Origin of the sequence: Shouchella clausii, assembly GCF_002250115.1 — a bacterium.
GTDB lineage: Bacteria > Bacillota > Bacilli > Bacillales > Bacillaceae_D > Shouchella > Shouchella clausii.
The window spans coordinates 1,143,865-1,165,648 of record NZ_CP019985.1 but is presented as its reverse complement, the minus strand read 5'-3'; the positions used below and the strand labels follow the sequence as shown (position 1 = coordinate 1,165,648).

Here is a 21,784-nt window from a genome sequence, read left to right as displayed (position 1 = left end):
GCTTTTCTTATGTGTATGGCGCAAATGGGGACGACCATACTAAAAAGAAAAAAGGGGAAACGACCAATGAATGTAATTACGACACTTACCGAAAGAAGACGAGAAAAACAGTGGAATTTTGAAAAGAAGATGTTGCGCCATATTAGTATGAAGGAAATGGAGAAGGCAATAAAGGAATGGATTTTTCCGATCCTTCCGTTCCAATTTCAAGCGTATCCTTTCTTAATTGACCAATGTTTGGATATGACGATTGATGCTTATTTGCTTGGCACAGAGTTTGGCCGTTTTGGTTATTATGGCGAACCGGCGCAGGAGGTGCGCAAACGTTGTGAGGAAGAGTTGACTGATTTGTCCCATTGTCTTTGTGCAACTTTAACCGGTTGGTCTAAAGAAGAAAGAGCGCCGACTGAAGCGCTTCTTGCTGCTTCTGACATGCTGATTGGCACATGGTGGGAAAAAGGCTTTCGGGAAGCGAGCAAAGCGTACAAGCTTCGCCTTCATTAATCGTTCATAACTTCTCCTTGTCCTCGTATATATAAATACAGGACAAGGGGGAACGGACTGTGAAGAAACATAAATGGAGCATTTTTATTGGGGCGCTTTTGTTTGCAGCGGTATTATTATGGGTTCAATATGACAGTACGCTTAAAGATTCGTCTTCTACTTGGCACTTGCCGATGTCAGGGAAAGTGATTGTCCTTGACCCTGGCCATGGCGGGATGGACGGGGGAGCCGTTTCAAAGACGGGCACGCTTGAAAAAGAAGTTACGTTAGCAGTGGCTTTGAAGTTGCGTGATTATTTGCAGGAAGCTGGGGCGCTTGTCATTATGACGCGGGAGGAAGATGTTGATTTGGCCGATGCTGGTACGGCGAAAATACGGCAGCGAAAAACCGAAGACTTAAGAAAACGGGCAATGATTATCAATGATTCGGAAGCGGATGCGTTTTTGTCGATTCATATGAATGCGATTCCGGCTGAACGTTGGAATGGCGCGCAAACTTTTTACCACCTAAAAAATCAACGCAATGAAGATTTGGCTGTTTTTATACAGGAGGAAATCAAGCGCAATTTGCAAAATACAAACCGGTATCCGAAACCGATCCATCATGTGTATTTGTTAAAAGAAGCCGAAATTCCTGGGGCATTGATCGAAGCAGGTTTTTTGTCCAACCCGCAGGAGGCGGCACTGCTCGCAACAGACGAATACCAAGACAAAATGGCTGCTTCCATTTATGAAGGGATGCTTCGGTTTTTTACCGATGAAAAAGCGCCAAACAGCAATCCTTACGAGTGAACGATTAAGTTGACGTAAGTCTGTCCCTGGATTACCATGAAAGGGAAGAAGCTGTTGGAGTGATGAATGTGGGGGAGTACAAAGTAAAAAAGGCCCTTAATAACAATGTGGTCATTGCTGAGCGTGACAACCAAGAAGTGGTCGTCATTGGAAAAGGCATCGGTTTTGCCCGCAAAAATGGAGACTGGCTTGAGCAGCAAGACATTGAGAAACTGTTTGTTTTAAAAGATGAAAAAGAGCAACAAAGCTATTTGAAGCTGCTTCCACATATTTCGCAAACGATGATAGATGTGACGGTGGAAGCCATTTCTCTTATTGCCAAAAAAGCAGGCATGGATTTAAACGAGCATATCCATATCGGGCTACTGGACCATTTGTCCTTTGCCCATGCCCGGATTGCCCAAGGAATGTCGATTGAAAACCCTTTTTTGGCAGAGACGAAAGCGCTCTATCCACGTGAATATGCGATTGCCAAAGAAGTAGTAGCCCTTGTTGGCCAGCAGACCGGTGTCCAGCTCCCTGAAGGAGAAATTGGCTTTATTGCGCTTCATATCCATAGCGCCATTCAAAATAAAAGCATGAATATCGTCAATAGCCATTCGCAATTAGTTAGTCAACTTGTTTCCCTTGTGGAAAGCCAGTTTGCGATTAAATTGGAGAAAGAGAGCATGGATTATCTTCGTCTTGTGAGGCATTTGCGCTTTACGATTGAACGGGTGATGACGGGTGAAAAAGTCGAAGAGCCGAAAGCGATTGCAAAACTGTTGAAACAAGAATATCCTGTATGTTATAATCTTTCATGGAAGCTCATTAAAGTCATGCAAAGGACGCTTGGTAAACCAGTGTATGATGCTGAGGCGGTCTACTTGACGATGCATTTGCAGAGGGTGCAGAACAAAAGCAAATAAATTCGTGTAACTGATTCGATCAGGCATGAGGAAAAAGAAATGACTGGGTTTTAAAACCAATCCAGTGTCTTTTTGCTCATGCCTTTTTTGCGTTTCTACCTATAAAAAACCTATTTAGGAGGGGATTCCATTGTTTAAAAATGCATTTGGGAAGTTGCAAAAAATTGGGAAGGCGTTGATGCTCCCGGTTGCGATGCTGCCAGTGGCCGGATTGCTGCTTGGCATTGGTGCCGCTTTGCAAATGGAAAACACATTGAACTACATGCCGTTCTTAGACGCGGGCTGGATTCAACATACGGCTGGTGTGATGGAAGCCGCTGGCGGCATTATTTTTGACAACTTGGCCCTTATTTTCGCTGTCGGGGTCGCGATTGGCCTCGCTGGTGATGGTGCAGCCGCACTTGCAGCGCTAGTCGGCTACTTGGTGATGAATACCGTGATGGGCCAATGGCTTGGCGTCAGCGCGGAAATGGTAGCCGAAGATCCGAGCTTTGCCAATGTCCTAGGGATTGACACTTTGCAAACAGGCGTATTTGGCGGGATCATCGTCGGCTTAATTGCTGCATACTGTTATAACCGCTTTCATGATATTAATATGCCGGCTTTTCTGGGGTTTTTTGCCGGCAAACGGTTTGTCCCTATTATCACAGCGGTGGCTACGTTTTTAATGGCGCTTCTTTTGCTTGTTGTTTGGCCGCCGATCCAACACGGCTTAAACAGCTTTTCTGAGTTTTTGTTAGGATCGAGCTTGTATGTAGCTGTGTTTTTATTTGGCTTTATAAAACGGCTTTTGATTCCTTTTGGCTTGCACCATATTTTCCATGCTCCGTTCTGGTATGAATTCGGTTCCTATACCAATGCGGCAGGGGAAATTGTCCGTGGCGATATGCTCATTTTCTTCGCGCAACTCCGCGATGGTGTGGAATTGACGGCAGGCCACTTCATGGCAGGCGAATTTCCGATTATGATGTTTGGCCTGCCAGCTGCGGCACTGGCGATGTATCATTGTGCCAAGCCTGAGAAGAAAAAACTGGTGGCCGGTTTGTTTGGTTCTGCGGCACTGACATCGTTTTTGACAGGAATCACAGAACCGCTTGAATTTACGTTCTTGTTTATCGCGCCAGTACTGTTTTTGCTACATGCGATCCTCGATGGCCTATCGTTTGTATTGATGACGTTGTTTGACGTTCATGTAGGGTACACCTTTTCAGGCGGAGCGATTGACTTTTTCTTATTCGGGATCTTGCCGAATGAAGAACAATGGTGGATTACCATTCTTCTTGGACTCGTCTTTGCTGCGATCTATTACGTCGTTTTCCGCTTTGCGATTCAAAAATTCAATTTAATGACGCCAGGACGGGAAGACGACACAGCCGATGATAACAAAGGCATAGGAAAAACAGGCGAGTTAGCAGGACAAGTGTTGCAAGCGATGGGCGGAAAAGACAATATTGCTCATCTTGACGCATGCATTACGCGGCTGCGTGTATCGGTAAATGATATTAAAGCAGTTGACAAAGACGAATTGAAGGCGCTTGGCGCAGCTGGAGTTCTAGAAGTAGGCAACAACATCCAAGCGATTTTTGGCCCTCGTTCAGAGACGCTTAAAGGCCAAATCCAAGATGTCATGGTGGGAAAAGCGCCTCGGCCTCTAGAAACAAATCAACAGGAGGAAGTCAGTGGCAAACTGGAAGAAATCCAGCCAGACGCATTGATGAATGAGGGGGCATTCCTAGCACCAATGACAGGTACGGTCATGCCGCTCGCGGAAGTGCCAGATCAAGTCTTTTCCGAAAAAATGATGGGCGACGGCTTTGCGATTGATCCAGAAGACGGCATTGTTTATTCGCCTGTTGAAGGAAAAGTGACGACCGTCTTCCCGACGAAGCATGCGATTGGACTGACGACATCTACTGGAATGGAAGTGTTGATCCATATCGGCATCGATACAGTTAAACTTCAAGGAGAAGGGTTTGACGTCCTTGTGGAAGAAGGCGACCAGATAAGTGCAGGCGACAAATTGGCCGAATTTGATTTAGATTATATCCGGAACCACGGTGCTTCTACGATTACGCCAGTCGTGTTTACCAACTTAGGAGGGACTGTCGTCATCAACAAAAAAGGACGGGTTCTGGCATTAGAAAAAGGCATTGTTGCGGTGGACCGCTAACAGATAAGGACTAGGGCGAAGCGCTCTAGTTCTTTCTGTTATTTATGTATGCTATACTGGGGAAAATAGGAGCGATTGTTAAAGGAAGGTGCCATCGATGATAACGGATCAAGAAATAATGGAAGCGCTAAAACGAATTAAAGATCGTGACTTGAATAAGAGTATTGTAGAAACCGGCGGCATCCGCGAGCTGAAAAACAAAAATGGCCACGTCAGCCTAAAAGTCGCTTTAGCAAAAACGGGAACAGCCGAGCAAATGCAAGTCCAACAGGAAATAGTCAATGTCCTCAAAAACGAGGGCGCTGAATCAGTCGGACTCCGTTTTGATACACTTACTGAGGAAGAGCTAGAAGCGGTTGGCGGCCTAAAAGAAGAACCCTTTAAAGGTCCTGCTTTGCTTGCGCCGACAAGCAAAACAACGTTTATTACTGTGGCGAGCGGAAAAGGCGGCGTTGGCAAATCGACCGTCTCTGTCAACACGGCAGTCTCGCTTGCCCGCCTCGGCAAAAAAGTCGGCATTATAGATGCCGATATTTATGGATTTAGTGTCCCTGACATGATGGGGATAGAGGAACGGCCGAAAGTGATCAACAAGCGTATCCATCCTGTTGAACGCTTTGGCGTTAAAGTCATCTCCATGGGCTTTTTCGTGGAAGACAATGCCCCTGTTATTTGGCGGGGACCTATGCTCGGGAAAATGATCAACCAATTCTTTTCTGAATGCGAATGGGGCGAGCTTGACTATCTCATCTTGGACTTGCCGCCAGGTACAGGCGATGTCGCTCTCGATTTGCATTCCATGTTGCCAGGTTCAAAGGAACTGATTGTGACCACTCCTCACGCAACAGCAGCATTTGTTGCCGCCCGTGCTGGCGCAATGGCGATAAAAACAAACCACGAAATGCTTGGCGTTGTAGAGAATATGGCCTACTTTGAAAGCAAAGTGACTGGAGAGAAAGAGTATGTGTTTGGAACTGGCGGCGGCGAACGCTTGGCGGAAGAATTAAAAACGGAATTGCTTGCGCAGATTCCTCTTGGGCAGCCTGAGATTGATGAAAATGATTTTGCCCCATCCGTTTATGCACAAGAACATCCAATTGGCGAGATCTACCAACGTTTGGCAGAACGAATTGTTGAAAAAACAAAGTGATGGAAAGAGGGGTATCCCAAAAGCCTTTAAAATGAAGAAGGGAAGTCGAGGATTGAATTGATCTCGACTTTCCTTTTCTATGACCATTTCGGACAGGCTCTCTTTAATTTTACCTGATTGCTCGTCCATATTGTTTTGGTGGGGTAACGTGCTTATCAATTTCCTTAATAGCATGTAACCCCCAATAAGGATCGTTTAACATTCCCCGTGCCACAGCAATCAAATCTGCGTCTTGATTTGAAAGGACAGCTTCTGCTACTTGAGGCGTTTCTAGACGCCCGACAGCAATAACCGGTACGTTTAATTCATCTTTAAATCGTCTAGCGAAAGGTACTTGATAACCAGGCGAATTTAAAGGCTTTTTCTTGCCTGGCAGACCTTCTCCTCCGCTCGAAATATGAAAGACATCTACTCCCGCATCTCGAAACTTTTTAGCTATTTTTAGTGCGTGCTCTATATCATAGCCACCATCGATATATTCAATAGCGGACACACGCATAATTAAGGGCATCTCTTGCGGCATAACAGACTTTACTGCTTTTATGACTTCCACTCCAAAGCGTGACAAATCTTCTCCATATTTATCTGTTCTCGTATTAATACTTGGAGACATAAATTGATGCAATAAGTACCCATGTGCGCCATGGAGCTCAATGGTATCAAAACCTGCCTTAACTGCTCGTTTTGCAGCTTCTTTAAAACTTGTAACCACACGTTCTACTTCGTTTGTCTCTAATGCTCGAGGGGGATTAAGTTTCCCATTCTTTGTTTCCTCAGGGAGCACTTCTACAGGAATATTAGAAGCTCCTACAGGTTGTTTGGCATCTTCAGCCTTCCGGCCCGCATGAGCAATTTGTATACCAATTTTTGCACCGTGGTTATGAACTTCATTAATAATTCTTTTGTACGCGGGAACCTGGTCGTCCGACCATAATCCCAAATCTTGATTCGTAATTCTTCCGTCAGGTTCTACCCCTGTCATTTCCATAATAATTAGACCTGCTCCACCTACGGCCCGGGATACATAATGAACGAAATGCCAATCATTTGGAATTCCATCCTCCTTATCAACGGAATACTGACACATAGGTGCCATTACAATTCGATTCTTTAATTTTAACTTTTTTACTTGAAATGGTTCTGCTATCATTTAGTTCGTCTCCTTTTCTCTATCAACTTATTTATTTGCAAAAGAAAGCCATCCAGGGCGACTTTGAACATATTCGCACTCTTCTTGTTTAATTCAGTACGTATAGTGTCCGTATCCCCATTATTAGCATGTCATAGTTTTATGTTAATATAATTTGCTTGCGCATGCAAATAATTTTAATTGGCATACAAAGTTATAACTTTGTTAAGAGTAAGCGCATTTGCGCTAGCTTAGATGGTATAGTATTCTTGTGTTTATTAAGCTTTTAAGAGGCAGGGGATTATAATGGAAGAGTCTGATGAATTGATTGAGTCTTGGATTAACTTTACAAAATTTCACAGACGACTAAATAAAGCTTTAGATCATGTTTTACAACAGCAATATCGTTTAAATTTAAATGAGTATTATCTCTTATATCATTTATCAAAAGCCGAACAAGGACAATTAAGGTTGTCAGAATTGAAACCTAAAATTGGCCTAAGCCACAGTGCCTTGTCCCGATTGGTAACACGGTTAGAACACTTTAATAAAAAAATTATAACGAAATTCACCTACGATGAAGATAAGAGAAGTAATTTCATTAAGATCACCAATGAAGGTGAAAAGTTATTAATATCTATGTCTGAAACATTAAACGTCACACTTAATAATTCACTCAGCCCTCAAGACAAAGACGTTATAAAGATAATTAACCTTTAAGTTACTAATACATTCACAGTGTAGCTGGTTAATGTATAGTTACTATAAATAAAGATCAATTAATTATGACCTCTTATGCCACCGTCGTACGGAGCCGTATACGGCGTTTTAACTTTATACTAAGCATGGACGCCATTGTAATATTGTACACAAGAGATTAGCCGGGACTTGGATAATCTCTTATTTGTTATGGTTTGCTGTGATTTTGCTTTATATGCGTTCGCTTGGTAACCTTTTAAAAAAACCGAATCCTAAAATTTACATCGTAAGGTTATGTAGTCTTGCCATTTTTGCTTTTTTACCGTTAGTCTTATTTTTTCTTCGAACAACTTTATTACTAACCTCACCACTCGTTTCACCGCCATTTCGTTTTTGACCATAATCATCATTCGCATGTCCAACGCAAAATCAAAGAAGAAATTGAAAAACATAAGCACACAGTATAACAACGCCGTCGCAGAAGCTACCTTTGTAGCGATTAAAATGAGCTTGTAGTGGGAAGAGTATCTATCACGCCAAAATGAAATATTTTCTCCAAAATAATTATTGTGGTGAAAATAACTTTACATTTTTATATTCTTCTTTTAAACTATAATTGTCATTTCCATTAGAGAAAGGAGGATTCCAATGAATATTCATGAAAACGCTTTTTCCATTATTTTGCATAGCGGAAATGCAAGGAGCAAAACGATGCAAGCATTACAATCCGCTAGAGAACAGCAATTTTCAGAAGCAGACAATTTGCTAGAGGAAGCAGAGAAGGAAATCAATGTCGCCCATAAAGTGCAAACCGAGATGATCCAAAGCAATGCGCGGGGGGAGGAAATCAACCTTTCTATTCTGCTCATCCATGCACAGGATCACTTAATGACCGCTATGTTGGCGATAGACTTAGCGAAAGAAATTCTATTGTTGCATAAAGATAAAGTTCAAAAATAGGAGAAGTTGATCATGCTAAATGAAATAAAAGGTGGGCTAATTGTTTCTTGTCAAGCTTTAGAGGATGAGCCTTTGCATGGATCGATGATCATGGCAAAAATGGCGAAAGCAGCAAAGTGGGGAAACGCAGTTGGCATTCGCGCAAATTCGGTGGAAGATATTCAAGCGATAAAAAATGAAGTAGACCTTCCTGTAATCGGAATTATTAAACGGGAGTATCCCGAATCAGAAGTATATATTACACCTACCAAAGCAGAGGTAAATGAACTTTTAAGGACAGGTGTTGACATGATTGCAATCGATGCCACTAACAGGAAAAGGCCAAATGGTGAGCGTGTGGACCAGTTAGTCCGGCACATTCAGGCAAATCGCTGCTTAGTGATGGCCGATATTTCTACATTTGCTGAAGGAGTGGAGGCAGCCAAGCTAGGGGTTGATTGCATTTCGACGACGTTATCAGGGTATACGCCTTATTCACGACAACAGCCAGGGCCGGATTTTCATCTGCTCGAACAATTGATTCGCGAACTAAACTTGCCGATCATAGCTGAGGGGCGCATTCAAACACCTGAAGAAGCTAAAAAAGCGATAGAATTAGGCGCCCATGCAGTCGTGGTTGGGTCTGCAATTACTCGGCCGCAACTGATTACACACACATTTGCCGAAAAGTTAAAACAATAGGAGGGGTTGAATGATGTATAACGTGTTGGTGACCTGCAGTGCTGGAATGTCGACGAGCATGCTCGTACAAAAGGTCAAGAACGAGGCCGAAAAGCAAGGGGTAAACTTGAAAATTGAGGCTGTATCCATTACTGAAGGAAAAACGTTAGTTCAAAAACATGATTATGATCTTTTGCTATTAGGACCGCAAGTCGCATTTATGCAAAAACAAATGGAAGAGTTCGTTGATGGCCGCATGGCAGTGAAAGTGATCAACCAAGCTGATTATGGCATGCTGCGTGGAGACAAAGTGCTTCAAGATATTGTAGAAACGATTGAGCAGTCTAAATAATAGGCTTAAGGGGGGATTGTGGGTGAACAAACTATCCGATAAGATCGCAACTTGGCTGGCACCTGTTGCGAACAAATTCGCCAATCAGCGCCATTTAGGAGCTGTCCGTGATGGTTTTATTTTACTAATTCCTTTAGTCATTGTTGCTTCATTCTTCATATTAATTAACAATGTTGTGCTAGACCCAGACAATGGCATTTTGAAAAATGTCATCGATTTAAGTCAATTTAAAGGGATTGGAACCCAAGTTTATAATGGAACGCTAGGGTTTCTCTCGATATTTGTTGCATTTACTGTTGCCTATAAGCTGGCGGTAAGCTACGGCAAAGACGGGGTCATTCCTGGCGTCATGTCTGTAGCTGTCCTTGTGACGATGTTCCCTTCTGTATTAGAAGTGACCCCTCTTAATAGCGAGGCCGCCGTACAAGTAACAGGGATGATTACACAGACAGAGACATCAGCAACAGGTTTGCTGTTTGCGATCATTTCTGCGTTGCTCGGAACAGAGCTCTTTTTAAAGCTTCAAGAAAACAAGAGATTCCGAATATCGCTACCTGAAAGTGTCCCACCTGCAGTATCTAGGTCATTTGAAGCGTTGATTCCAGCCTTTGTTACACTGTCGTTCTTTGGAACATTGGTGTTTCTCCTACAATCAATGTTTGGCTTAGGACTGCAAGAAATCGTAACAGAGGTTATCCAGGTGCCTCTTAAGGCCATTTTCCAAGGTTTAGTCGGCATTAACGTTGTGATGACCTTTCAAAATCTACTGTGGGGAATGGGTATCCACGGGACGTTCGTTCTTGGGCCGATAACAGAACCGACGTTGCTCACAGCGATTCAGGAAAATATCAATGCCTTTCAAACTAATATAGAAATTCCTAATATTGTTACAAAACCATTTATTGATAGTTTCGCCATGCTTGGAGGCGGCGGATGTACGATCGGATTGATCATTGCCATTTTCATTGCCTCAAAACGAGCAGAATATCGAGAGGTTGCTAAATTTTCGCTGGCACCAGGTTTGTTTAATATTAATGAACCATTAATGTTTGGACTGCCAGTTATACTAAACCCTATTTTAGCGATCCCCCTTATCCTTGTGCCATTGGTTAATTTAAATATTGCTTACATGGCTACTTCGTTAGGGTTCATATCAAAAACCGTTGTCATGGTTCCTTGGACAACACCTCCTGTACTATCTGCTTTTTTATCAACGGCAGGTGACTGGAGGGCTGCGCTTTTAGCGGTGCTGTTAATTGGTATTTCCGTATTCATTTACCTTCCTTTTGTTATCGCAGCGAATAAAGTTGCGAACGAGGAAAGAAGTCACTAAATCTTTTTTAAATCAGTTAGGTTGTATCGACGGCCGATACAACCTATTGGTTCTTTATTCGAAAAACGATCGTTCAGGAGGATGTCAATGACAAACCTTGTAGCATGTGATTTAGATGGAACTTTACTTGATAAACAAAATCGCATTATGGCTGGCACAAAAGATGTCATCCAAGCATTCCATCATGCAGGCGGCTCATTCATGATTGCGACAGGAAGGCTGGACCACGATATTGTTTATGTTGAAAATCAACTAGGGATTGCTGGAGAGTTTCGCATCAGTCAAAACGGCGCGGTGATTAAAGATAAAGAGAACCGAATTTTATTAAAAAAAGAGATCCATTCAGACGTTGCACAAAGATTAATGAGAGACCTTAAAGAATGGGATGTTCGTATTGAAGTATCCGATATAAATCATCGCTATTTTCCATCCCCACGGAAGGAAGGGGAAGTAGCTGAGTTTATCGACTCCTCAATTATTGAACCTGATCTTGAGCAAAAGGTAGGCGTCCAAATTCAACCAATCATTTTCCTCATTTTTGGTGATGTAGGGATCTTTGCTGAAATCAAACAAAGTCTTTCTAAAAAATACGATGGCTATGTTGATTTCATCGCCACGAGTCCACATACATTAGAAATTTTACCCCACGGCGTATCAAAAGGGACTGCCCTAGAAAAAACGATGGAAAAGCTAAAGGCCAACTCGAAGCAAGTCGTTGCAATAGGCGACTCTGAAAACGATTTATCATTATTTGACGTCGCTGGCTATTCATTTGCGATGGAACATGCCCCAGAAGCTGTAAAACAAAAGGCAACCGTAGTGAAGACAAGTGTCAAAACCTGCATGGAAGAGATCCTTGAACAGTTAAAATCGAAGTAACTTGCGTTTTCCTAAAAGGAGTGTGAAACATTTGTACACGATCGTTTATATCCCGTTAGATGAACGTCCATGCAATTATGCTTATCCGTCGTTCTTAGCCAACACTAGGTCAGATGTGCAATTACGCATGCCGCCTATCCATCTATTGGGAGACAAGAAGAAGCCTGCTGACACGGAAGCTTTATGGAAGTTTGTGTTTGATCAAGCAAAAACGGCGGATGCCCTTGTATTATCTACTGATATGCTGCTTTATGGAGGGCTACTTCCCTCTCGGCTGCATCATTTAAGCGAAGATGAAGGGTTGAAGCGTATCAATTATTTTCGAACATTACGGAAAGTGGTTGGGAATAAACCGATATTCGCGTTTAGTTTAATTATGCGAACGCCTCGTTATAACAGCGCTGATGAGGAGCCCGATTATTATGAACAGTACGGAGAACGTATATATAAACAGGCCTATTTAACCGATAAATGGGAACGAAGCGGCTTGTCTCAAAAAGAGCAAGAGGAACTTCAAACGATTCGACATGAGGTTCCAAAAGACATCATTAAAGACTATGAAGACAGACGAGCGTTTAACTTAAATATGAATGTCAAGATTACGGAATTAGTCGAGAACGGCGTCATTGACTTTTTAGCGATACCACAAGACGATTCTGCCGAATACGGCTATACATCACAGGACCAAAAACGAGTCTATGACCAAATTGTAAGCAAGAGGCTGCAATCGAAAGTGGCCGTGTACCCTGGAGCTGATGAGGCCGGTTCCTCTTTAGTAGCAAAAGCATTTAATCATTTAAACAAACGAACAATGAAAGTTTATCCATTCTTTAGCTCAACTTTGGGTGCCAATATCATTCCGTTATATGAAGACAGGCCGCTGGCAGAAAGTTTAAAATCACACTTGTTTGTCACGGATTGTATTTGGGTCTCGAATCCAGAGCAAGCCGATTTTATTTTGGCTGTGAATACGGCTGGAAAAATCATGCAAGAATCGTCCGATCAAATGGCAAAAGATAGTACGTACAATAGCTTTCGTCAATTGAGGGTTTTTGTCCATACGATTGAGCGATATGTACAAGAGGGCATCCCTGTAGCGGTCGTGGATAGTGCTTTTGCTAATGGGGGTGATCTAGAGCTAATTGCACTTTTAGATGACAGTAGGCTGCTAGACCACATTATTTCGTACAAAGCGTGGAACACAAACTGCAATACGATCGGGACTTCAATAGCAGCAGCAATTTTCGGCTTTGAGAGCACCAATCGGCATACGGTCAACTTAAAGAAAAACATTCTCTATCACCTGTTGGATGATGGGTTTTACCAGGGTGCTATAAGGAAATCGGTCACTGATACATTCCTGCCGGGCATTGGAGCTAACTATTTCGATGTGAAAGGAAAAGAAGAAGTGGTCGGGGAAAAAATAGTAACGCTCTTGAAAGAAGCGTTTGATACAAACATTCGACATAGTTTTAAAAATATAGTAGTATCCAATCTAGAGATTACATTCCCTTGGAAGCGGATGTTTGAAATCGGCATTCATCTAGACATTCGGGAAACTCATTGATAGATGAGGGGGGCATGGAGTGAATGTAACCGACGTGTTAACAGTGATCAAAAGTATTTACCCTTCCTTAACGAAAAGTGAACAACGGGTAGCCCAATATATAACAGAACATTACGATCACTTTGTTTTTCCATCACTAACGGAGTTCGCTAGGGAATGCGGGGTGGGGGAAGCGACCGTTTTTCGCTTCTTTAAAAAGCTTGGTTTTTCCGGGTACCATGAATTCAAAACGAATATGGTGAAACAACTGCGAAACCCAACACCGTCCACTTTTAGTACTGAGGTCCAAGAAACCTATGAAGAGATTATTCAAATGCTAAATGACACACGGAATTTGGCTGATAATGAGGTCCTCAAAAAGGCTGCCACTTGGATAATGGAAAGCCGATCCATCTATCTATTTGGGATTGGGTTTTCAGGGCTAGCAGCTCAAGGCGCGCAAATTAGACTCATGCGCCTCGGCTATAAAGCGTATGCTTTTTCGGATCAACATACACAATTTATTAGCTCCCACCTGATCTCTGAGGGCGACTTAGCGATTGCCTTTAGCATTACTGGAGATACGAAAGAAACAATTCGCTGGCTTGAAAATGCGAAGAAAAACAAGGCAAAGTCCATTGCGATCACAAATCATTCCCACTCGCCGATCACGAATATCGGAGAGATGATTATTCATACAGCAGGAAAAGAAATCGAACAAGAAGGTAGTACGTTAATTACACAAATGTCACAGCTTTTTGTAACCGAACAAATTTGTCAACATCTATATGAGTTAGATAAAGACAATATCGAATTAGCCAAAAAGAAAATATCTGAATCGATTGATTGAATTTGAAAAAAGCCCAGCAGGCCGCGATCTACGACCTGGTGGGCAGTTTTTTTTACGAACCTTCTTTATTCTGATCTTGTCCTTTTGTTTGCTTTTCCATTGCCTTGCTCATTAAATCAGTCATTTTTGAGGCGAAATAAGGACTTTCCAGCGCTTCGTTCATGATGCCCATAATTTGTTCACGGTACTCTTTTGACTTCATCAGTTCCAGCGCTTGCTCGCCCATTTGCGGATCTTTTAAGATGTCCATCATCATTTGCTGGTATTCAGGGTCTTTCATCAATGACTTTAAAATCTTTTCATTTTCCGATTGCATGCTCTCTGCAAATGTTTTGGCAAACTCAGGGTCTTTCATGACTTCTTGCCAAAAGGTTTTGCCTTCTTCAGATGTTAACGTATCTTGGATGGTTTTTTTGACAAAGTCACTATCCATGACAAGTTCTTCCCGCATATCTTCCTCGGCAATCAATTCATGGAACGCTTTTTTGCCCTCATCCGTTTTTAACAAATCAATGACCATTTTTTTGGTGCCCTCATAATCGGCGTTCTGTTGCGCCTCTGTCTGGGCGCACCCAGCCAACACGAGCAGACCGAGCAACGGCAATGCCAACAAAACTTTCCAATTCTTTTTGCTCATGGATGAATGATTCCTTTCTGCATTATCATGATGGCTTTAGTGTTTGTTGCCTGCGACAAAATATGCATAACGCGCTGGCGTTTCATGAAAAGGGTTGCTACAATGAAAGCGAGGCATAACGAACTGGGGGATAGGCTTGTGAACAGCAAAAAAGTTGTTTTCCTTTTTTGGTCGACGCTGCTTTTTGGAAGCGTTAGCGGCGGGATCGTCGGTTTTTTTATCAATTTAGAGGTATATCTTGGGGATGGCATTGGCAACCTAATCGTAGGCATTATCTATATGCTTGGCATTAGCGCCGCTTTTAGCTTGGTCGCCCAAATGGGGTTTTTTGCTTATTTGTTTTTACACCGATTTGGTTTAGGATTATCGAAATCGCATACGTTATGGAATCGGATACAGTGGGTACTAATCGCGTTTGTCTTTTTTGACCTTGTCTATTTCCGATACATTGCATTCGGAAAAGAGCACTCCTTTTGGGGATATTTAGTAATCCCGACATTGCTATTTATTTATGCGTTTATTGTGGCACGAATTAAGGCAAAAGAAACAAACAAAGGCGCATTTGTCCCCGCGCTTTTCTTTATGTTTGTCATTACAACGATTGAGTGGGTGCCAGCTTTAGTAGCAAACGACGGCAGGTGGTTGGTGTTATACATCACGCCTCTGCTTGTGGCAAATACATGGCAGCTGTTGATGTTGCACCGGCTAATCGCTAAACCGTAAAAAACGCCTGTACAGGCGTTTTTTAATTTACTTCATTGCTCGTTGCATCGGCGCTGTTCATGAGCTCTTCTAAGGTGGCAAGTTCATAATCGCGTTTTTCCAACTCTTTCAAAATAGTTGGCAATGCTGCCCCAGTTTGCTTAACGGTGTCTGAAGCATGGAACATTAAAACATCGCCAGAATTAGTCGCATTTAAAACATTGTCAATGATTTGCGCAGTTCCAGGATTTTTGTAATCGTAAGAATTCACGCTCCAATGGACAATGTCGAAGCCTTGCTGTTCCGCTAAAGCAAGTGTGCGTGTTGTAAATGCGCCATTTGGAGGGCGAAGGAGTGTCGGTGTTTCACCTGTTAATTCTTGCAACACTTGTTTGCTTCTTCTCATATCTTTAATGACTTGCTCATCATCCATAGCGGTATAATTTTTATAGCGGTACCCATGGCTGCCAATGTGGAAACCGGAATCTGCAATTTCTTTGACTAATTCGGGGTATGTTTCGGCCCATGAAGCCGAAACGAAAAACGTCGCATGCTCCACGTCATTCTCCTTTAAAATGTTCACAATTGGCCGTACATTTTGCTCTCCCCAGCTTATGTTAAACGTAAGCGCAATTTTATGGTCAGCGTTTTCGGCCCGGTAAAAAGCTTGCGGACCATCTGGAGTTGTAAAGACGGAAATATGGTCACGCTGGATAAACAGCCAGCTAGCAACGAATAGAGAAGCGATGCAAATAAACAGCAGTGGCTTCCATTTTTTCAAATTAAACACCCAAATTCCTTTCATGTACACCGCTCCTTCAATTGTTCTCAAAGACAAGATATGTTTGTCCGCGGAAGATATGAATAAAAAAGCAGCAAAACGAAAAGACTGTCCAACTAGGAACCCATGAAAGCGGTGAGATCGATGTTAGGAATGATGTTGTCTGATAAAGAAGTAAAAGAAATGGAATACTTAGTAAAGCGTGAGCTGGAAGCTCTATTGATTGATCTTTCCGATGAGCGGCTTGATGGTGTTATAAAAAACGTCATGATTGAAAAATACAGCATTCTTTTTCATTTATATAAACGTGTCGCTCCTCCACAGGACCATGTTCGCTATGCTCTCTCTTCATTTCGGACACAAACCAATAAAAAGTCTTAAATACAGGCGTTGACGAAAAGGCATACTAGGTGTATATTTTTATGTACCGTCTTCATTCTTTTGGGCGGTTGTATAAAAAAGTTTTTAAAAACCGTTGACAAATGGTTGGATGTAGTGTAAATTATTAAGAGTCGCCAAGAGAGAACGGCGACAAACGAGTCCTTTGAAAACTGAACAAAAGCCAAGCGTAAAAGAGATACAAGGTATCTCGTCAATGATAGTGAGCCACAACATTAGTTGTGCAATGAGCAAGTCAAACTTTTTAACGGAGAGTTTGATCCTGGCTCAGGACGAACGCTGGCGGCGTGCCTAATACATGCAAGTCGAGCGGACAGATAAGGAGCTTGCTCCTTTGACGTTAGCGGCGGACGGGTGAGTAACACGTGGGCAACCTGCCCCTTAGACTGGGATAACTCCGGGAAACCGGAGCTAATACCGGATAATCCCTTTCTCCACCTGGAGAGAGGGTGAAAGATGGCTTCGGCTATCACTAAGGGATGGGCCCGCGGCGCATTAGCTAGTTGGTAAGGTAACGGCTTACCAAGGCAACGATGCGTAGCCGACCTGAGAGGGTGATCGGCCACACTGGGACTGAGACACGGCCCAGACTCCTACGGGAGGCAGCAGTAGGGAATCTTCCGCAATGGACGAAAGTCTGACGGAGCAACGCCGCGTGAGTGAGGAAGGCCTTCGGGTCGTAAAGCTCTGTTGTGAGGGAAGAAGCGGTACCGTTCGAATAGGGCGGTACCTTGACGGTACCTCACCAGAAAGCCACGGCTAACTACGTGCCAGCAGCCGCGGTAATACGTAGGTGGCAAGCGTTGTCCGGAATTATTGGGCGTAAAGCGCGCGCAGGCGGCTTCTTAAGTCTGATGTGAAATCTCGGGGCTCAACCCCGAGCGGCCATTGGAAACTGGGGAGCTTGAGTGCAGAAGAGGAGAGTGGAATTCCACGTGTAGCGGTGAAATGCGTAGAGATGTGGAGGAACACCAGTGGCGAAGGCGACTCTCTGGTCTGTAACTGACGCTGAGGCGCGAAAGCGTGGGGAGCAAACAGGATTAGATACCCTGGTAGTCCACGCCGTAAACGATGAGTGCTAGGTGTTAGGGGTTTCGATGCCCGTAGTGCCGAAGTTAACACATTAAGCACTCCGCCTGGGGAGTACGGCCGCAAGGCTGAAACTCAAAGGAATTGACGGGGACCCGCACAAGCAGTGGAGCATGTGGTTTAATTCGAAGCAACGCGAAGAACCTTACCAGGTCTTGACATCCTTTGACCACCCAAGAGATTGGGCTTCCCCTTCGGGGGCAAAGTGACAGGTGGTGCATGGTTGTCGTCAGCTCGTGTCGTGAGATGTTGGGTTAAGTCCCGCAACGAGCGCAACCCTTGATCTTAGTTGCCAGCATTCAGTTGGGCACTCTAAGGTGACTGCCGGTGACAAACCGGAGGAAGGTGGGGATGACGTCAAATCATCATGCCCCTTATGACCTGGGCTACACACGTGCTACAATGGATGGTACAAAGGGCAGCGAAACCGCGAGGTGAAGCCAATCCCATAAAGCCATTCTCAGTTCGGATTGCAGGCTGCAACTCGCCTGCATGAAGCCGGAATTGCTAGTAATCGCGGATCAGCATGCCGCGGTGAATACGTTCCCGGGTCTTGTACACACCGCCCGTCACACCACGAGAGTTTGTAACACCCGAAGTCGGTGAGGCAACCTTTTGGAGCCAGCCGCCTAAGGTGGGACAAATGATTGGGGTGAAGTCGTAACAAGGTAGCCGTATCGGAAGGTGCGGCTGGATCACCTCCTTTCTATGGAGTTTTTACTCTAGTCGACAAACAACTTACGTTGTTTGACGCTTGTGCTTTTGGTCAGTTTTGAGAGGACTTACTCTCAGGTTCTTTGAAAACTAAATCCAGAAATAACTCAAATTGATCTTTGTTCATCGGTTGTAAAACTGTTTGAACGAGACGTCAAGAATTCAATGCATACCTTTTTATGTATTTTTTTCATTTCACAAAGAGAACCAAGCAGGTCGAGGATGGGAAATGTTCGAAGGAGGGAGCGTAGTTGCCTACGTGACCGACTGAGAAGCATGAACCAGACGAAGAGATGCGACGGTTATCTGACGTGAAAAAGGATAAGTTAGAAAGGGCGCACGGTGAATGCCTTGGCACTAGGAGCCGATGAAGGACGCGACGAACCGCGATAGGCTTCGGGGAGCTGTAAGTAAGCTTCGATCCGGAGATTTCCGAATGGGGGAACCCACCATCCGTAATGGGATGGTACTGGCATCTGAACACATAGGATGTCGAGAGGCAGACCCGGGGAACTGAAACATCTAAGTACCCGGAGGAAGAGAAAGCAAATGCGATTTCCTGAGTAGCGGCGAGCGAAACGGAAACAGCCCAAACCAAGAGGCTTGCCTCTTGGGGTTGTAGGACACTCAATACGGAGTGATCAAGAAACGGAGTAGGTGAACTGTCTGGAAAGGCAGGCCGAAGAAGGTAACAGCCCTGTAGCTGAAACTTCGTTTCCTCCAGAGTGGATCCTGAGTACGGCGGGACACGTGAAACCCCGTCGGAATCCGGGAGGACCATCTCCCAAGGCTAAATACTCCCTAGTGACCGATAGTGAACCAGTACCGTGAGGGAAAGGTGAAAAGCACCCCGGAAGGGGAGTGAAAGAGATCCTGAAACCGTGTGCCTACAACTAGTCAGAGCCCGTTAACGGGTGATGGCGTGCCTTTTGTAGAATGAACCGGCGAGTTACGGTATCGTGCAAGGTTAAGCTGATGAAGCGGAGCCGCAGCGAAAGCGAGTCTGAATAGGGCGCCTTTAGTACGATGCCGTAGACCCGAAACCGGGTGATCTACCCATGTCCAGGGTGAAGGTCGGGTAACACCGACTGGAGGCCCGAACCCACGCAAGTTGAAAATTGCGGGGATGAGGTGTGGGTAGGGGTGAAATGCCAATCGAACTCGGAAATAGCTGGTTCTCCCCGAAATAGCTTTAGGGCTAGCCTCGAGTGATGAGTCTTGGAGGTAGAGCACTGATTGGACGAGGGGTCCCCACAGGATTACCGAATTCAGTCAAACTCCGAATGCCAATGACTTTAACTCGGGAGTCAGACTGCGAGTGCTAAGATCCGTAGTCAAGAGGGAAACAGCCCAGACCATCAGCTAAGGTCCCCAAGTATACGTTAAGTGGAAAAGGATGTGGAGTTGCCCAGACAACCAGGATGTTGGCTTAGAAGCAGCCATCATTGAAAGAGTGCGTAATAGCTCACTGGTCGAGTGACTCTGCGCCGAAAATGTACCGGGGCTAAACGTATCACCGAAGCTATGGCAATCCCGTATGGGATTGGGTAGGGGAGCGTTCCAAGGACAGCGAAGCCAGATCGTGAGGACTGGTGGAGTGCTTGGAAGTGAGAATGCCGGTATGAGTAGCGAAAAGATAGGTGAGAATCCTATCCGTCGAAAGCCCAAGGTTTCCTGAGGAAGGCTCGTCCGCTCAGGGTTAGTCGGGACCTAAGCCGAGGCCGAAAGGCGTAGGCGATGGACAACAGGTTGATATTCCTGTACCACCTCGTATTCGTTTGAACGATGGGGGGACGCAGAAAGGTAGGGTGAGCGCGCCGCTGGCTGTGCGCGTCGAAGCATGCGAGGCTGGAACATAGGCAAATCCGTGTTCCGTAAGGCTGAGCTGTGACCGTGAAGGACCTTCGGGTCCGAAATCCCTGATCCTCCGCTGCCGAGAAAAGCCTCTAGTGAGAATACAGGTGCCCGTACCGCAAACCGACACAGGTAGGCGAGAAGAGAATTCTAAGACGCTCGGGAGAACTCTCGTTAAGGAACTCGGCAAAATGACCCCGTAACTTCGGGAGAAGGGGTGCTCTAGTAGGGTTAACCGCCCGAGAGAGCCGCAGTGAAAGGATCCAAGCGACTGTTTAGCAAAAACACAGGTCTCTGCGAAGCCGTAAGGCGAAGTATAGGGGCTGACACCTGCCCGGTGCTGGAAGGTTAAGAGGAAGGGTCATCCCTCACGGGAGAAGCTCTGAATTGAAGCCCCAGTAAACGGCGGCCGTAACTATAACGGTCCTAAGGTAGCGAAATTCCTTGTCGGGTAAGTTCCGACCCGCACGAATGGTGCAACGACTTGGATACTGTCTCAACGAGAGACCCGGTGAAATTATAGTACCTGTGAAGATGCAGGTTACCCGCGACAGGACGGAAAGACCCCATGGAGCTTTACTGTAGCTTGATAGTGAGTGTTGGTATCATCTGTACAGGATAGGTAGGAGCCTTGGAAACCGGAGCGCTAGCTTCGGTGGAGGCGTCGGTGGGATACTACCCTGATGGTGCTGGCATTCTAACCTCGACCCGTGATCCGGGCCAGGGACATTGTCAGGTGGGCAGTTTGACTGGGGCGGTCGCCTCCTAAACAGTAACGGAGGCGCCCAAAGGTTCCCTCAGAATGGTTGGAAATCATTCGTAGAGTGCAAAGGCAGAAGGGAGCTTGACTGCGAGACCTACAAGTCGAGCAGGGACGAAAGTCGGGCTTAGTGATCCGGCGGTGCCGTATGGAAGGGCCGTCGCTCAACGGATAAAAGCTACCCTGGGGATAACAGGCTTATCTCCCCCAAGAGTCCACATCGACGGGGAGGTTTGGCACCTCGATGTCGGCTCGTCGCATCCTGGGGCTGAAGTAGGTCCCAAGGGTTGGGCTGTTCGCCCATTAAAGCGGCACGCGAGCTGGGTTCAGAACGTCGTGAGACAGTTCGGTCCCTATCCGTCGCGGGCGTAGGAAATTTGAGAGGAGCTGTCCTTAGTACGAGAGGACCGGGATGGACATACCGCTGGTGTACCAGTTGTTCCGCCAGGAGCATCGCTGGGTAGCTACGTATGGACGGGATAAGTGCTGAAAGCATCTAAGCATGAAGCCCCCCTCAAGATGAGATTTCCCATGGCGTAAGCCAGTAAGACCCCTTAGAGATGATGAGGTTGATAGGTCAGAAGTGGAAGCGTGGCGACACGTGGAGCGGACTGATACTAATCGGTCGAGGACTTATCCTATACACATTCTTGACAATTGAGTCTATTTCGGATTTAGTTTTGAAAGAATCACTGATTCTTTCTATACCCTTCAGTGCAGACGAAGCGATTCGCCGTATCTGAAGCGATTGACAAAGAGAAGCAAGAAGGTCGAGGATCGGAAGTGTTCGACTGAAGGAGCGTACAAACGTACGTGACTGAAGAAGAATCACGAACGAGACGAAGAGATTCGCTGCTTATCTGAAGTCAAAAAAGAACTACGAAGAGAAGCGAGAAGTTCGAGGACAAGAGTGCTCG

At 45.0% G+C, this 21,784-nt stretch carries 18 protein-coding genes and 2 rRNA genes; 17 read left to right on the top strand and 3 right to left on the bottom strand.

What is annotated here, in order from left to right:
* Positions 1 to 66 precede the first annotated feature (66 nt).
* The 5 genes from BC8716_RS05535 to salA all read left to right on the top strand — a co-directional run bounded on the left by BC8716_RS05535 (position 67) and on the right by salA (position 5,523).
* Positions 67 to 504, top strand: coding sequence for a YbaK family protein (locus BC8716_RS05535; protein ID WP_063609263.1), 438 nt, complete (start codon positions 67 to 69; stop codon positions 502 to 504).
* Positions 505 to 563: 59 nt separating this feature from the next.
* Positions 564 to 1,295 carry an N-acetylmuramoyl-L-alanine amidase CwlD gene (cwlD, locus tag BC8716_RS05530; RefSeq protein WP_062751203.1) on the top strand — a complete coding sequence of 244 codons (732 nt, stop codon included), beginning with the start codon at positions 564 to 566 and terminating at the stop codon, positions 1,293 to 1,295.
* Positions 1,296 to 1,363: 68 nt separating this feature from the next.
* Positions 1,364 to 2,203: a glucose PTS transporter transcription antiterminator GlcT gene (glcT, locus tag BC8716_RS05525; protein WP_302467470.1), complete on the top strand. Its 840-nt coding sequence runs from the start codon at positions 1,364 to 1,366 to the stop codon at positions 2,201 to 2,203.
* A 130-nt stretch (positions 2,204 to 2,333) separates the two neighbouring features.
* Positions 2,334 to 4,373 carry a glucose-specific PTS transporter subunit IIBC gene (ptsG, locus tag BC8716_RS05520; RefSeq protein WP_094424287.1) on the top strand — a complete coding sequence of 680 codons (2,040 nt, stop codon included), beginning with the start codon at positions 2,334 to 2,336 and terminating at the stop codon, positions 4,371 to 4,373.
* A gap of 97 nt (positions 4,374 to 4,470) precedes the next feature.
* The gene (salA, locus tag BC8716_RS05515; RefSeq protein WP_094424286.1) at positions 4,471 to 5,523 is read left to right on the top strand and encodes an iron-sulfur carrier protein/transcriptional regulator SalA; all 1,053 of its coding nucleotides are present in this window, start codon (positions 4,471 to 4,473) and stop codon (positions 5,521 to 5,523) included.
* A 109-nt stretch (positions 5,524 to 5,632) separates the two neighbouring features.
* Here salA and BC8716_RS05510 read toward each other — a convergent pair whose 3' ends face one another.
* Positions 5,633 to 6,673, bottom strand: coding sequence for an NADH:flavin oxidoreductase/NADH oxidase (locus tag BC8716_RS05510; RefSeq protein WP_094424285.1), 1,041 nt, complete (start codon positions 6,671 to 6,673; stop codon positions 5,633 to 5,635).
* Between the two features lie 285 nt (positions 6,674 to 6,958).
* Between BC8716_RS05510 and BC8716_RS05505 the strand changes: the two genes are divergently transcribed.
* The 8 genes from BC8716_RS05505 to BC8716_RS05465 all read left to right on the top strand — a co-directional run bounded on the left by BC8716_RS05505 (position 6,959) and on the right by BC8716_RS05465 (position 13,931).
* Complete coding sequence (locus BC8716_RS05505) at positions 6,959 to 7,372, top strand: MarR family winged helix-turn-helix transcriptional regulator (RefSeq protein WP_094424284.1); 414 nt, start codon at positions 6,959 to 6,961, stop codon at positions 7,370 to 7,372.
* Positions 7,373 to 7,999: 627 nt separating this feature from the next.
* Positions 8,000 to 8,311 carry a PTS sugar transporter subunit IIA gene (locus BC8716_RS05495; RefSeq protein ID WP_073305878.1) on the top strand — a complete coding sequence of 104 codons (312 nt, stop codon included), beginning with the start codon at positions 8,000 to 8,002 and terminating at the stop codon, positions 8,309 to 8,311.
* Between the two features lie 12 nt (positions 8,312 to 8,323).
* Positions 8,324 to 8,992, top strand: coding sequence for an N-acetylmannosamine-6-phosphate 2-epimerase (locus BC8716_RS05490; RefSeq protein WP_094424282.1), 669 nt, complete (start codon positions 8,324 to 8,326; stop codon positions 8,990 to 8,992).
* Positions 8,993 to 9,002: 10 nt separating this feature from the next.
* Positions 9,003 to 9,323 (top strand): PTS sugar transporter subunit IIB, encoded by a 321-nt coding sequence (locus tag BC8716_RS05485; protein WP_084140108.1) that lies wholly within the window; start codon positions 9,003 to 9,005, stop codon positions 9,321 to 9,323.
* Between the two features lie 22 nt (positions 9,324 to 9,345).
* A complete protein-coding gene (locus tag BC8716_RS05480; RefSeq protein WP_073305882.1) occupies positions 9,346 to 10,656 on the top strand; it encodes a PTS sugar transporter subunit IIC in 1,311 nt (436 codons plus the stop codon).
* An 87-nt stretch (positions 10,657 to 10,743) separates the two neighbouring features.
* The gene (locus BC8716_RS05475) at positions 10,744 to 11,535 is read left to right on the top strand and encodes a Cof-type HAD-IIB family hydrolase (protein ID WP_073305884.1); all 792 of its coding nucleotides are present in this window, start codon (positions 10,744 to 10,746) and stop codon (positions 11,533 to 11,535) included.
* Positions 11,536 to 11,566: 31 nt separating this feature from the next.
* Positions 11,567 to 13,102, top strand: a complete 1,536-nt coding sequence (locus tag BC8716_RS05470) for a DUF4127 family protein (protein ID WP_169715913.1) — start codon at positions 11,567 to 11,569, stop codon at positions 13,100 to 13,102.
* Between the two features lie 19 nt (positions 13,103 to 13,121).
* Positions 13,122 to 13,931, top strand: coding sequence for a MurR/RpiR family transcriptional regulator (locus tag BC8716_RS05465; RefSeq protein WP_073305886.1), 810 nt, complete (start codon positions 13,122 to 13,124; stop codon positions 13,929 to 13,931).
* Between the two features lie 52 nt (positions 13,932 to 13,983).
* Here BC8716_RS05465 and gerD read toward each other — a convergent pair whose 3' ends face one another.
* Entirely contained in the window at positions 13,984 to 14,568 is a 585-nt protein-coding gene (gene gerD, locus BC8716_RS05460) for a spore germination lipoprotein GerD (RefSeq protein ID WP_011245063.1), read from the bottom strand.
* A gap of 138 nt (positions 14,569 to 14,706) precedes the next feature.
* Between gerD and BC8716_RS05455 the strand changes: the two genes are divergently transcribed.
* Entirely contained in the window at positions 14,707 to 15,291 is a 585-nt protein-coding gene (locus BC8716_RS05455; RefSeq protein WP_073305888.1) for a KinB-signaling pathway activation protein, read from the top strand.
* A gap of 22 nt (positions 15,292 to 15,313) precedes the next feature.
* Here BC8716_RS05455 and pdaB read toward each other — a convergent pair whose 3' ends face one another.
* The gene (pdaB, locus tag BC8716_RS05450; RefSeq protein WP_094424280.1) at positions 15,314 to 16,075 is read right to left on the bottom strand and encodes a polysaccharide deacetylase family sporulation protein PdaB; all 762 of its coding nucleotides are present in this window, start codon (positions 16,073 to 16,075) and stop codon (positions 15,314 to 15,316) included.
* A 120-nt stretch (positions 16,076 to 16,195) separates the two neighbouring features.
* Between pdaB and BC8716_RS05445 the strand changes: the two genes are divergently transcribed.
* The 3 genes from BC8716_RS05445 (at position 16,196) to BC8716_RS05435 (ending at position 21,508) form a co-directional block, all read left to right on the top strand.
* Entirely contained in the window at positions 16,196 to 16,432 is a 237-nt protein-coding gene (locus BC8716_RS05445) for a hypothetical protein (protein ID WP_073305892.1), read from the top strand.
* 262 nt (positions 16,433 to 16,694) lie between these two features.
* Positions 16,695 to 18,245, top strand: a 16S ribosomal RNA gene (locus tag BC8716_RS05440).
* Positions 18,246 to 18,572: 327 nt separating this feature from the next.
* A 23S ribosomal RNA gene (locus BC8716_RS05435) occupies positions 18,573 to 21,508 on the top strand.
* The 16S and 23S rRNA genes sit together here, the layout of an rRNA operon.
* The last annotated feature ends 276 nt before the right edge of the window (positions 21,509 to 21,784 follow it).